This is a genomic window from Bifidobacterium pseudolongum subsp. globosum (assembly GCF_004155535.1).
GTDB classification, from domain to species: domain Bacteria; phylum Actinomycetota; class Actinomycetes; order Actinomycetales; family Bifidobacteriaceae; genus Bifidobacterium; species Bifidobacterium pseudolongum_C.
Genome location: NZ_RYUH01000010.1, coordinates 53,123 through 66,203, shown reverse-complemented (window position 1 = coordinate 66,203; position 13,081 = coordinate 53,123). Strand labels below are relative to the sequence as shown.

Sequence of the window (13,081 nt, the reverse complement as noted above, 5' to 3'; positions counted from 1 at the left end):
CCGGGACGACTGCCGCAATTCCACCGGCGACGGCGCCACGGACGGGTACGACACGCCGAAATGAACCGATGTCATGCGCACGAACAAATAGTTATATACTGTATATCACTGTTATATTGTGTTATATACCCACGATACAGCCAGAACCACGAGGACCACATGGACATCATCATCAACCCGACGTCGATGACGCCGATCTACGAACAGATCGTGGACCGCATCCGCGTGCTCGTCAAACAGGGCGAGCTCAAGGCCGGCGCCCCATTGCCGTCCGTGCGCGGGCTCGCCAGGCAGTGCGCGATCTCGGCGCTCACCGCGAAGAAGGCGTACGACGTGCTCGAACAGGAGGGGCTCGTCGTCACCGTGCAGGGCAAAGGCACGTTCGTCGCGCAGGTCTCGCCGAACATCGTGGCCGAGGAACTCAACCGCCAAGTGGAGGAGGAGTTCGCCCAAGCGATAGCGAAAGCGCGCAGGCTGCAATTGAGCGACGCGGAGATCATGGAACTCGTCACGATGCTGCTCGATGAAGGTGAGAGCGACGGCAACCAGCAAGGAGGCACACGATGACCGACGATTTCATCACCCTCGACCGAGTGACGCAACACTACACCGGCTTCACGCTCGACGTGACGATGCGTGTACCGAAAGACTCCATCACCGCGCTCGTCGGCGTCAATGGGTCAGGCAAGACGACGACGTTCCGCATCATCCTCGGGCTTGCGAAACCGGACGCAGGCACTGGCACCTTGCTCGGCACTGACGTCACACAACTGCCGAACAGCGTCAAACGACGTGTCGGCGCCGTGCTCGCCGACTCGTCATTCGACGCGGTGTTCACCGGCACCGACGTCATCCGGCAGGCGAAGGCGTTTTACCCGACGTTCAACGCGACGCTCTGCCGCACACTGCTCACACGGTTCTCGCTTCCCGAAAACAAACCGATGAGTGACTTCTCGACCGGCATGATGGCGAAATTCAAGACGATCATCGCGATGAGCCACGAACCCGACGTGCTCATCCTCGATGAGCCGACGGCCGGACTCGACGTCGTGGCACGCAATGAACTGCTCGACCTGCTGCGCGCCTACATGGAGACGCCCGGGCGCGCGATTCTCATCAGCTCACACAATTCGAAGGACATCGAGACCTTGTGCGACGACTTCTACGTCATCGACCGCGGCCGCATCCGCCTGCACGAGACCATCGACCGGCTGCGCGACGACTATGCGGTCCTCATGCTCACCGACGACCAGGCGGCGGAGCTCGACCGCACGCACATCCTCGCGAGCGCACGTGTGCGCGGCGGCGTCCATGCGCTCACCGACGCGCGCCGGTACTACGAGGAGAACATGCCGGGGGTGGCGGTCGCGCGCGGCGACATCGATGAACTCATCACGATCATGACGGCGGATCAGAATGCCGCGCCGCCTACGGCGACCGAATCGCACAATGCCGATGCGCACAACGAAAGGAACCAGTCATGAAAGGCCTTGTTGAGCGGGACATGATCGCGATGGGCAAGAATCGTCTGTTCCTCATCGTGATGCTCGCGTTATGTGTGTTCTATACCGTCTCCGACATGTACATCACGGGTGTGTTGCTCATGCCGATGCTGTTTTCGACGGTGTGTGGGGCGATGGTGCGCAATGACCTGAGCGCGCCGGTACGCCGTACGCTGTTCGCGATGCCGTTCAGCGCAGGGGAGTACATCGCGGAAAAGTATCTCATCGCAACGGTCCCGGCTTGCTTGCTCGCAGTAGTGCTGCAGGCGCTCAGCGCGGTTGCGCACCGGCAGTCGTTCGCGCAATCGGCGGTGGTCGTCGTGTTCGCGGTGCTGTTCACAGCGCTTTCTGCCTCCATCGAGATTCCGGTCAACATCATCTTCCGTGACCGTGCGCAGCTCGCCCGCATATGCGTGCTCGCGGTGGCACTGGCCATCGTCGCCCTGGCCATATTCGTTGGTGTGGGAGCCGATGGCGTTCCCGCGGCGATCGCAGCCATGCCGCTGTGGGCGTGGTATGGCGGGGCGATCGCATGTACGGTTGCGGTGCTTGCCTCATCCGTGGCTGTGTCGTTGCACGCGTTGCGCGTCGCACAGTTGTGAGGACACGTGACATTCCATGTATAGGGGTGTGGGTCTGGGCTCATCATGATTGATGCGCCCAGACCCACACCCCTATATCTATATATATTGGCTGCGCTATAAGCTGTGGTTCACGGCGTTATTCCGTTGCGTTGCCATCACCCGTGCCCATGTCCACATATTCGAGGGTGAGGATGCCGTTGTTGGCTTTGGCTTCCTGTGCAAGACCGTTGAACAGCACTTCATAGCACGTCGCGCCGCCACCGAGGCCGTCGGTCATGCATTGCGCGTCGAGTTCGGTCTGTGTGGCGCGCACACGGTAGCCTTCGTGGGACTTGTCGTTCACGGCGAGGACGAACAGGTCGCCGTCCGCGCCTTTGCTCCATGCGCTTGTGGACATGTTCGCCGGGTCATCGGGGAAATACGTGGAGACGGCATAATAGGCGCCGTCGAGCTTCACGTCCGCATACTGCAGGAATTCGAATTGCAACAGTTCGCTCTGGTCCTTGACGGTTTCGGGGATGAGTGTGGAATGGTGGTCGTCCGCGCTGCGCACCGTCGGCATCTCCATGTGCGGCCACGCTTCGGACGTGTCATGGAACATGACCATGTCATCGTTGCCCGCACGCCATGTGGTCGTCTTGAACTCGTCGGCGGTCAATGGGGTGCCGGCATCCACCACATGCTGCGTCCAGGCGCTGTCGTCACGCGCGGCATTCCACGCATCCTCCGATTTCGCGCCGCACGCCGCGCCAGACACCACCATGATCATCGTCGCGGCAAGCGCGGCCGCCCTTGTGCATCGCATATCCACTCGTCCCCCTCGTCGTTCGTATTGGGTCATCATGCGCTCCGGAACAGTATAGTGTGCTCTCTTGGCGATACCCTGCAGGCAGTGGTGTATGGTCGGAATCGGACACGTCCACGAGCAGGGGAGGGCCGCATGAAGCACATCAACCGTTGCCTCACCGCATTGGTGGCGTTGGCGTTGCTGCTGCCGGCGGCCGCCTGCGGCCAGGCGAACTACGATCCGCAATCGGTGGCGCAGGTCTTGCTCGACGCGATGCAGAATTCCGATTACAGCACGATCAGCGCGCACACGAGCCCTGTCGCCGCCAATCCGGACGGCTATGTGCTCAAGGCCGTCAAACCCAACACGCCGTTGAGCGACCCGCATGTGGCGGACATCCACAAGGTTTCCGATACGGCGAGCGATGTGACGGTCACGTACAAGGTGGGTTCCGAACCCACCACGATCGTCTGGCATATGACCAAGCACGACGGCGTCTGGCGTGTGCCGATGGAACAGGTGCTCCCCGCCGTGGGGTTCGTGGATGAACGTCACGACGCCGGCAGGTACCGGCTCAACGGCACGGTCTCCGATTTCACCGACACGATGTGGCTCGTGACGCCGGGCATCTACACCGTCACGACCGACAATGGCTGGAACGGCGCCGAATGGTCCGAGCCGATCCGCATCACCGACCCGAAGGCCGGCGCCGTACAGGCCACAACGGTCGACCAGAAGGACCACAGCGACGACTTCACCCTCATCGAGTTGTACAAGAAGAATGACAAACTGCGCAACATCGTCACCAATGCGCTCGTGAACAACTCCGCATGCAGCGCGATTGCCAATGCGATCGACGCCCAGCAGGAGCTTGCGCCGTACCCCGAGCAGGACGGCATACCCAGACTCACCGATGCATGCTCACCGACATTCGCCGCGTTCACCGAGCTCGACATCATCGGCAAGGAGAACACCCACCCGGATGCCGATGGTTGGTTCGACTTCACTGTCGACGCCGCCGGCGGGGGACGCGTGGCCGAGTCCTGGAACGTGCTCCAGGACGATTGGGACAGCTGGCCCAAGGCCATCAGCTGGTTCAACGGCCTGTCCCAAGGCGCCCAGCAGAACACCGGCTGCCTGCTGACGGGGGAGGACCAACCCAACTACACCGTGTGCGCCACGTTCGAACAGCACGATGTGCAGGTCAAGGGGCTCAAGATTAAGGTCAGATACACCGACAACGCCGCGCGTGTGACGGATTGGGGAGACACGGTGCACAGGCTGTACCCGCACATCCCCATCCTCCAAGAAGGCACAAACCGGTGAGCATCCGTCCGTGATGGGCGCTAGGCAAGCCGGGGGACGGCCGCTTCCATGAGCAGGTCCGTCTGCCGGTCGGTTCCCAGCACAAAGTCATGCGAACCGAATTGGGCGAAGCCCATGCGCTTGTAGAACGCGAGCGCGGCCTCGTTATGTTCCCACACCCCCAGCCAGATGACGCTCTTGCCCTGTGCACGGGCCATGTCGAAGGCGGCGTGCATGAACCGTGTGCCTAGGCCATTGCGCTTGTACTGTTGCAGTATGTAGAGGCGCTGGACCTCCATGCGGTTGCCGAGCATCTTTTCGGTCTGGGCGTCACCGACGTTCACTTTCATGTATCCGGCGGGATCGCCGTCCACTGTCGCCACCATAAAGGTGGAGTCCGGGTTGTCTATCTCGCGTTGCAGCTCATCTATCGAAAAATGCCTTTCGTTGTATTGCTCCATGTCTTCCTCGGTGTTCAAGGAAGCGAAGGTCTCGGCGAATGTGGCAATGCTCAGATCCCTGATGGTGGTGACGTCAACGCTCTGGGCCATTTCGATCATCGGCATGGTATCTGCTCCTTTCATGGTTTTCCAGTGTAGGCCGCACAGCGCGCCCAAGGCAGCGAACCGGGCTTGTTGTTCGCTCATTGCATGCCTTGACGCCGTTGAGACACGCCGAATTTGCGCACAAGGAGCAATGCTGTATTATGGTGACTCGTGCTCAAGCGGCGTACACCGGTTGGTTGCACATGCGGACATAGCTTAGTTGGTAAAGCGCGACCTTGCCAAGGTCGAGACCGCGGGTTCGAGTCCCGTTGTCCGCTCTCTTCATATTCAAGCAGATTTCCCCCACATGCCAAGGGAATCTTTCACGGAGGTCATAGGGTACTTGCGGATCTGAATGCAGTGAATGAATCAGTCGGCCAGACGCGTTGTGCGTGCTGCCGCGTTCATGTGCGTTCGTGTTCATCGAATCCCGGTCTCATTCACTGACTGTTCCTTGCAGTACGCCATATTGGCAAAGGTGGCCACCATGGCAACGACTCTTGTGGTACGACATCTCTCTTTTTCCCATCCCGGCGCCGCCGAACCGCTGTTCGACGACGTGGATTGCTCCCTGCCCGCAGGTTGGACGGCGCTGCTCGGCGACAACGGCTGCGGCAAGACGACGCTTGCGCGCATCGTCTGCGGTCTGCTGACCCCCACGCGCGGATCGGTCAGGCCCGCCCCGTCCACGTTCGTCAGTGCATACTGCGAACAGGAGTGCATGCGCGAGCCCGCGAATCTCGAGGAGTTCCGCGACGACTGGTCCGCTCCGTCGGTCGCGCTGCGCGACACGCTCGGCATCGGTGACGACTGGCCCTACCGCTTCGCCACACTCTCCGGCGGCGAGCGCAAACGCCTGCAGGTGGCGTGCGCGCTGTTCGCCAATCCGGACGTGCTGGTACTCGACGAGCCGACGAATCATGTGGACACGGCCACGCGCGAGGCCATCGCGCACGCGATGCGCGCGTTTAACGGCATCGGCGTGCTGGTGTCGCACGACGTCGAACTCATCGACGCGACATGCGCGCAATGCATCATGTTCGAACGCCGGCATGTGCGAGGGCGCAACCGCACCGTGCTCGAACGGTATGCGGGTGGGTACACGAAGGCGCAACAGACGCGCGCACTGCGGCGGGCCGAGGTGGCGGACCAGCTCGAAGCTGCGCGACATGCGCAGCAATCCATCGCGCAGGCGCAGGAGCGCCGCCGCGCGATGATGGACGCCGCCGCGGCGCGCAAGCATGGCGGATGGAAGATCGACCGGCTCGACCACGACGCGCGCAATACACATAAGTGGAACGAAAAGCAGGCGGACAAGGCGAGCGCCGCCGCATACCGCGCGCTCGGCAGTCGTCTGGAGACGGCGCAACGTGCGGCCGAGTCCATCGAAACGGACGCCAAGCGGTACGATGGCGCGATTGTCGTGGACATCGAACCTTCGGCTCGCAGGGAGCCGGCGCATGTGGACGCCGGTGTGCTGCGGTTCGACGGCGGCGCGCCGGCAAGCGGTGGGGCAGCCGTGTCCGAACTGGTCGTGGATGGCCCGCATTGGCATACGCACGCCATACCAGGAGCACAGGCAGACGGTGCAAATGCCGGCATCCGCGTACCGCGCCTGAGTGTGGGCCCACGCGACCACATCGGCATCGACGGGGCGAACGGCACCGGCAAATCGACGGTCGTCCGCGCGCTGCTCGCGTCACTGGACACCGAATTGCCTGCGCTGGTCATCAACCAGATTCCCCGCGAAGGCGAGCAGACGCGTCTGCTGGCCCAACTCCAGGGGCTCGGCAATGCGGAACGCCCACGTGTGCTTTCCGCCTACGCTCAGCTCAACGCCGACCCCGACCGGTTGATGGCGGGCGAGCCGCTGAGCCCCGGGCAGGAGCAAAAGCTCGCGTTGTGCCTGGGACTGCTGCGCAAACCCCAGCTCATCGTGCTCGATGAGCCGACGAACCACCTCGACCTGCACTCCAAGCAGGCGCTGGCGCGTTTCCTGCACACCTACCCGGGTGCGCTCGTCGTGGTGAGCCACGACCGTTGGTTCCTTGATGAAGCCTGTGGTTGTGCCGTCTGACCCGCTGCCGGTAGTATGGCGGGAAAGTGAGACAGGAGGGCGGAAGATGCCGTTGACGTACCATTACTGTTCGTTGGAGACCGCGTGCGCCATCATCTCGAACGCGTCGCTGCGGCTGTGCGACATCACGAAATCCAACGATTCCGCGGAGATCACCTATGGATATGCGGCGGCGATGGACAGCCTCAAACGCATTGGCCTGATCAGCGGGTCCAGACCGACCTTGGAATTCGCGGACCATTGGATCGAGCTGCTGCGCCCGGAATACCAAACACTGTTGCGTGAGGCGCTCAGCCGGCATCTGCTGCCACCCAACCGCCTGTGCTATGCGGTGTGCCTGTCCGAGCGCGCGGACCAGCTCAGCCAATGGCGCGCGTACGGTGACGACGGTCGGGGAGTGGCGCTCGGATTCGACCTGTCGACCTTCGCGCAACGGGAGCCATCGTTCACGGTGTGCAGCGACGATGGGCACCCGTTGGAGACGCACATGATGACGCTGTACCGGCCGATCGTCTACGGGCGTGAGCGCAGCACGGAATGCTTCGACGAACTCGCCGCGCGTATGGCACGCAATGTGCACGACCTGCGCGCGGCGAGCGCGGGCACACAGGACGCCGTGCGCGCCCGGCTGCTCGACGCCACATTGGAGTTCATCGCGGCCACGGCGTTCTGCAAGAAGCGGTTCTTCCGCGAAGAGCGCGAATGGAGGCTCGCGATATGGGGGCCGAACGCGAACACCGCCGGTTTCGAGACGCTGCAGGAGGGACTGGCCCACGCGTTGCCTCGACGTTTCCCCGATACGGTGACCCATGCGCGGTTCACCGTGCTGCCGCGCACGGACCGGCTCGTGCCGACAATCGACCTTGGCCTGGATCTGGGGCGCACATTGCGCGCCGTCATGATCGGGCCACGGTGCACGGCGAGCGAACAGGACATCCGGATGCTGCTCGCCTCGGCTGGCGTCGGAGTCGCCGACGTGGCCCATTCACGCGGCACCTACCGGTGAGATGCAATGCCGTCGCGTTCCGGCAATCCGAACGCGACGGCATTGTCTGCGCTGAACCCTAAGTTGTGTACCTGTAATCAGTAGTCCAGGTCTGCACCTTGTACCGCGGACCCAGATAGACAAGGACGATTCCCATGGCACAGAACACCATCTCCCTAACGGTCAACGGCGAAGCGAAGGAGGTGGATGCGAACCAGACGGGCGTCGACCTGTTCGCCGACGACAAGAACATCATCGCCGTGCGTCTCAACGGCGAGCCCCGCGACCTCTACACACCGCTCTCCAACGGTGACGAAGTCGAATCGATCGCGCTCGATTCGCCGGATGGCATCGCGATCATGCGCCACTCCGCGACGCATGTCATGGCGCAGGCCGTGCAGGAGATCCGCCCCGACGCGAAGCTCGGCGTGGGACCTGTGATCGAAAACGGCTTCTACTACGACTTCGACGTGGCCGAGCCGTTCACGCCTGAGGATCTGAAGACGATCGAGAAGCACATGCAGCGCATCATCAAGTCCGCGCAGCGCTTCGAACGCCGCGTGGTCACCGAGGACGAGGCGCTGAGGGAAGAGGCGGACCAGCCGTACAAGCTCGAACTGATCAAAGACAAAGAGGACGCGCTCAACACCGAAGCCGCCGTGGAGATCAGCGACAAAGAGCTGAGCATGTACGACAACATCGACCGTGAAGGCAATGTGGTGTGGACCGACCTGTGCCGTGGGCCGCACCTGCCGAACACGCGCTTCATCAAGGCGTTCAAGCTCGAACGCGCGGCGGCCGCCTACTGGAAGGGCTCCGAGGCGAACCCGATGCTCCAGCGCATCTACGGCGTGGCGTTCCCCACCAAAGAGGAGCTCAAGGCGTACCAGACGCGCATGGAGGAAGCCGCCAAGCGCGACCACCGCAAGCTCGGCCAGGAGATGGACCTGTTCTCGTTCCCGGAGGAGATCGGACCGGGCCTTGCCGTGTTCCACCCCAAGGGCGCCGCGATCATCAACGCGATGGAGGACTACTCGCGTGAGATGCACCGCAAGCACCACTACAGCTTCGTGCAGACCCCGCACATCACCAAGGGCGGCCTGTATGAGACCTCCGGCCACCTGCAGTGGTACAAGGACGGCATGTACCCGCCGATGCACCTCGACGAGGAGAAGGACGAGCAGGGCAACATCGTCAAGCAGGGCTTCGACTATTACCTCAAGCCGATGAACTGCCCGATGCACAACCTCATCTTCAAGTCGCGCCAGCGTTCGTACCGCGAGCTGCCGCTGCGCCTCTTCGAATTCGGCACCGTCTACCGCTATGAGAAGTCGGGCGTCGTGCACGGCCTGACCCGCGTGCGTGGCTTGACCCAGGACGATTCGCACATCTACTGCACGCGCGAGCAGATGCGCGACGAGCTCAAGAACCTGCTCAACTTCGTGCTCAACCTGCTCAAGGACTACGGCCTGAACGACTTCTACCTCGAGCTGTCCACGAAAGACGAGCACAAGTTCGTCGGATCGGACGAGATCTGGGAAGAGGCGACGAACACCCTCGCCGAAGTGGCCGAGGAATCCGGGCTCGAACTCGTGGCCGATCCGGGTGGAGCAGCATTCTACGGGCCGAAGATCTCGGTGCAGGCGCGCGACGCGATCGGCCGTACATGGCAGGTCTCCACGATCCAGCTCGACTTCAACCTGCCGGAGCGCTTCCAGCTCGAATACATCGCGCCGGACGGCACGCACCAGCGCCCGGTGATGATCCACCGCGCGCTCTTCGGCTCGATCGAGCGTTTCTTCGCGATCCTGCTCGAGCATTATGCAGGCGCGTTCCCGGCGTGGATCGCCCCGGTGCAGGCGCTCGGCGTGCCTGTCGCGGACGAATTCGCCCCGCATCTGCAGCGGTTCATGGAATCGCTCGAAGAGGACATGGTGCGCGTGGAGACCGACCTGTCCGACGACCGGTTCGGCAAGAAGATCCGCAACGCCTCCAAGTCGAAAGTGCCGTTCATCATCATCGTGGGCGAAGAGGATATGAACAACAACGCTGTCAGCTTCCGTTTCCGTGACGGCAGCCAGCTCAACGGCGTACCGGTGGACCAGGCCAAGGAGTGGATCCTCGAGGCGGTCGCCAAGCGTGTGCAGGTCAACACCGCCAACGATTTCAAGGCTGCCACCGGCCAGCCGGTCGACAACGTCGAGTTCGACGTGTCTGACACCGACGCCGAGTGATATCCGAGGGGCCGCGAATGGGGCTTATGCACCCCCTGTTCGCGGCCCCTCGCCCTCGTTCGGGGCAGGGGTGGCCGCATGCCGTCCATGCCCATAGGGCATTATGTTCACACATCCACAGATTGACACCGGGAATACAACATGCTGGAAAAGCTTCGACCATGGTTCAAGCGAATCATCAACCCCATCGCGAAGGGTATGGTGAAGATCGGCCTGACTGCCAACGCCGTCACGGTGATCGGCGCAGTCGGCACCACGATCGTGGGCATCGCCACCGGCATCACCGGATGGCTGTTCTGGGGGGCGTTGGTCCTGACGTTGCTCGTCATTTTTGACTCCCTGGATGGCTCGGTCGCGCAACTGACGAACGGCGGCACACATTTCGGCGCCTTCCTCGACTCCACGCTCGACCGCGTAGCGGACTGGGCCGTGCTCCTGGGCGTCATCATCTATTTCTTCATGCGCGACAACGTGGCGCTGCTGGCAGGCCAGCGGCATGACGTCACCGCACTCGTCGGCATGGGCGCCGCCATCTATGCGATCATGACGTCGTTCGTCACGTCATACATCCGTGCACGCGCCGAATCCGTCGGTGCCGAAGCGAAAGGCGGCATCGCCACACGCTCGGACAGGCTGACGATCATCCTCGTCGGCATGGCCATCAGCGGCCTGACCCATCAGGACCTGTGGCTCATGGCCACAATGTGCATCCTCGCCGTGCTCGGTACCATCACGATCTTCCAACGCATCCATGAGGCCCGTGTGTCGATCGAAGCCACACTGGACGCTCCCACCGAGGGCTGACCGATGGCCAATATGATGGCGTGGCTCGCGAACCATCCGAGCGTGCTGCCCGAACGGGTTATCCGCGGGGCGTTCCTTGCCGCAGCGGACGTGGCATGGCTGTTGCGCGTGGGATCGGTGCGTCAGCTTGAACGCAATCTGAGCCACGTGCTCACATGGTCCTGTGCCCGGCCGGACGCCGCCGGCGCACAGCCAGCACCTGTGGACGCCAAAGCGCTGCGGCGGATGTCACGCCGCGGCATGCGTTCCTATTTCACCTATTTTTCGGAGGCCCTCACCGTCGGGGCGAGAAGCGAGCGCCAGCTCAAGGCCCGTATCCGCGGCACAGGTTCCGGACTGCAGTCGCTCTTCGAGCTCACCGCACCGAGCCAGGGGAACCGGTCCGCGCCCATTGCGATGGGACATCAGGGCAATTGGGACTACGACGGATTCTGGGCACGGTATGCGCTGGCCCCTGTGACGACCGTGGCCGAGCGTTTGGCCGACACACGCATGCTTGAGGTGTTCGTGGCGATTCGCGAGCACCTCGGCATCCGCATCCTGCTGACCGGTACACCCCATCTGACCGAACGGCTTGAGGACGAGCTCGCCAAACCCCATGTGGTCGTGCCGTTGCTCGCCGACCGCGATCTGAGCCGTCACGGCGAATTCGTCGAGGCCTTCGGGTCGACGATCCGTGTGGCCCGGGGGCCGGCGACCCTCGCCTATGATACGGGTTTGCCGTTGTATGTGGCCAACACCTACCGTGAACGGCTCACCGGCGCCCGCAGGAAGGCGGCGGGCACTCCCTATGGGTATGTCTGTGAGATCAGCGGGCCGGTGGACATCGACCAGTATCGTTCCCTTGAGCGTGAGGAGGCGATTCACGCCATCAGCCAGGCGTGGGTCGACGTGTGGGCGCAGGGCATTGCCGCGCACCCCGAGGATTGGCATATGCTGCAGCCGATCTTCCTTGAGGACCTCGATCTGTCGCGGCTCAAGGACGTGCCGGAACGAGTCGCAGCGCTGCGCGCGCACGCCCAGTGACGACTGTGAAGTCCATTCGGTCGGTCACAATGCTCTATATGTCTTCGCAGGAACCATCACCCAACCATGTGCACCATGTGCAGGCAGACGGACGCCCACTGCGTGTCGGCATCGTCTGCCCCTACTCGTTCGAGACGCCCGGCGGCGTACAGAACCATATTCGGGATTTTTCCGAGGCGCTCATGCGCCGCGGGCATTCCGTCTCGGTGTTCGCACCAGGACGGCGCACGAAGGACATGCCGCTGTGGGTGCACACGAACGGCTCGTCATTCGCCATCCCCTACAACGGGTCATGGGCGCATCTGAGCTATTTCCTCGCCGCCGGATTGCAGACGAGACGCTGGGTGCGGCAGGGGCAGTTCGACATCGTGCATCTGCACGAACCGGAGGCGCCGTCGGTCAGCCATAAGCCGCTCGTCATGCATGACGCGCCGCCCATGGTCGCCACCTTCCATGCGAGCATCGAACCGTATCCGCGCGCACTGCACATCTTCGAGCGGTATCTGCGGTCGTATCTCACGCCGTTGAGCCGTGCGATCTTCGTCTCCCCGGCGGCCGGCCGCACCGCGGACCATTATCTGCCCGAAGACATTGGCAGAACCGTCATTCCCAACGGCATCGACCGTTCCGCATACCTGCGGGCCACACCCAACGCGCAATGGCAGGGCACTGCGGAACGCCCCACGATCGGGTTCCTAGGTCGCCTTGAGGAGGAGCGCAAGGGGTTCCCGGTGTTCGTCGACGCCGCACAGCAGGTGCTGCGCCAGTACCCGGGTGCGCGGTTCCTGGTGGTCGGCGACGGACGTAAGGATGCCGAGAAAACCATCCTCGAACGCGAAGATGGCGAGGGGCTGCTTGAGCATTTCGAATTCCTGGGGCGTGTGGATGATGACGACAAGGCTCGGTTCTACAAGTCGCTCGACGTCTATGTGGCACCGCAGACCGGCGGTGAGAGTTTCGGCATCGTACTTGCCGAGGCCATGGCCGCAGGCTGCGCCATCGTCGCCTCCGACCTGCCCGCCTTCGTCGATGTGACCGAGCGGGGGGAGGACGCCGCCCTGTTCTCCAACAAGGACGGGCACGATTGCGCTGCGCGCATATGCGAGCTGCTCGCCGACGATCAACGGCGCGAACGGCTCGCCGCAGCCGGTCTCAAGCGGTCCCAAGACTTCGATTGGGAGACCGTTGTGGACGAGGTGCTGGCCGTGTACCGGCAGGCCTTGTCGTAGAAC

The 13,081-nt window shown here is 62.8% G+C and carries 12 protein-coding genes and 1 tRNA gene; 11 read left to right on the top strand and 2 right to left on the bottom strand.

From position 1 onward, the window contains the following. The first annotated feature begins 159 nt into the window (after positions 1–159). From PG2093B_RS04485 to PG2093B_RS04475, 3 genes are read left to right on the top strand one after another with little or no spacing between them, the layout of a single operon-like run. Positions 160–567 carry a GntR family transcriptional regulator gene (locus PG2093B_RS04485; protein ID WP_129897472.1) on the top strand — a complete coding sequence of 136 codons (408 nt, stop codon included), beginning with the start codon at positions 160–162 and terminating at the stop codon, positions 565–567. Beyond that, positions 564–1,484 carry an ABC transporter ATP-binding protein gene (locus tag PG2093B_RS04480; protein WP_129897471.1) on the top strand — a complete coding sequence of 307 codons (921 nt, stop codon included), beginning with the start codon at positions 564–566 and terminating at the stop codon, positions 1,482–1,484. Before PG2093B_RS04485 ends, PG2093B_RS04480 begins: the two co-directional genes overlap by 4 nt. Further along, a complete protein-coding gene (locus PG2093B_RS04475) occupies positions 1,481–2,104 on the top strand; it encodes an ABC-2 transporter permease (RefSeq protein WP_129897470.1) in 624 nt (207 codons plus the stop codon). Before PG2093B_RS04480 ends, PG2093B_RS04475 begins: the two co-directional genes overlap by 4 nt. A gap of 118 nt (positions 2,105–2,222) precedes the next feature. On the opposite strand, the gene PG2093B_RS04470 is transcribed toward PG2093B_RS04475, so the two are convergent. Further along, positions 2,223–2,891, bottom strand: coding sequence for a hypothetical protein (locus tag PG2093B_RS04470; protein ID WP_129897469.1), 669 nt, complete (start codon positions 2,889–2,891; stop codon positions 2,223–2,225). 135 nt (positions 2,892–3,026) lie between these two features. Between PG2093B_RS04470 and PG2093B_RS04465 the strand changes: the two genes are divergently transcribed. Beyond that, a complete protein-coding gene (locus PG2093B_RS04465; protein WP_129897468.1) occupies positions 3,027–4,199 on the top strand; it encodes a hypothetical protein in 1,173 nt (390 codons plus the stop codon). Between the two features lie 20 nt (positions 4,200–4,219). Here the strand turns inward: PG2093B_RS04465 and PG2093B_RS04460 are convergent, their stop codons facing one another. Continuing rightward, positions 4,220–4,744 (bottom strand): GNAT family N-acetyltransferase, encoded by a 525-nt coding sequence (locus PG2093B_RS04460; RefSeq protein ID WP_129897703.1) that lies wholly within the window; start codon positions 4,742–4,744, stop codon positions 4,220–4,222. Positions 4,745–4,928: 184 nt separating this feature from the next. Here PG2093B_RS04460 and PG2093B_RS04455 point away from each other — a divergent pair. From PG2093B_RS04455 to PG2093B_RS04425, 7 genes are all read left to right on the top strand, one after another. Continuing rightward, positions 4,929–5,001 (top strand) — tRNA-Gly (locus PG2093B_RS04455). A gap of 209 nt (positions 5,002–5,210) precedes the next feature. Beyond that, entirely contained in the window at positions 5,211–6,800 is a 1,590-nt protein-coding gene (locus PG2093B_RS04450; RefSeq protein WP_129897467.1) for an ATP-binding cassette domain-containing protein, read from the top strand. Positions 6,801–6,846: 46 nt separating this feature from the next. Further along, complete coding sequence (locus tag PG2093B_RS04445) at positions 6,847–7,806, top strand: DUF2971 domain-containing protein (RefSeq protein WP_165369706.1); 960 nt, start codon at positions 6,847–6,849, stop codon at positions 7,804–7,806. Positions 7,807–7,940: 134 nt separating this feature from the next. Further along, the gene (gene thrS / locus PG2093B_RS04440) at positions 7,941–10,019 is read left to right on the top strand and encodes a threonine--tRNA ligase (protein ID WP_129897465.1); all 2,079 of its coding nucleotides are present in this window, start codon (positions 7,941–7,943) and stop codon (positions 10,017–10,019) included. A 141-nt stretch (positions 10,020–10,160) separates the two neighbouring features. Beyond that, positions 10,161–10,823, top strand: coding sequence for a phosphatidylinositol phosphate synthase (pgsA, locus tag PG2093B_RS04435; RefSeq protein WP_129897464.1), 663 nt, complete (start codon positions 10,161–10,163; stop codon positions 10,821–10,823). 3 nt (positions 10,824–10,826) lie between these two features. Further along, entirely contained in the window at positions 10,827–11,849 is a 1,023-nt protein-coding gene (locus PG2093B_RS04430; RefSeq protein ID WP_129897463.1) for a phosphatidylinositol mannoside acyltransferase, read from the top strand. Positions 11,850–11,887: 38 nt separating this feature from the next. Next, positions 11,888–13,078, top strand: coding sequence for a glycosyltransferase family 4 protein (locus PG2093B_RS04425; protein ID WP_129897462.1), 1,191 nt, complete (start codon positions 11,888–11,890; stop codon positions 13,076–13,078). Positions 13,079–13,081: the final 3 nt, after the last annotated feature.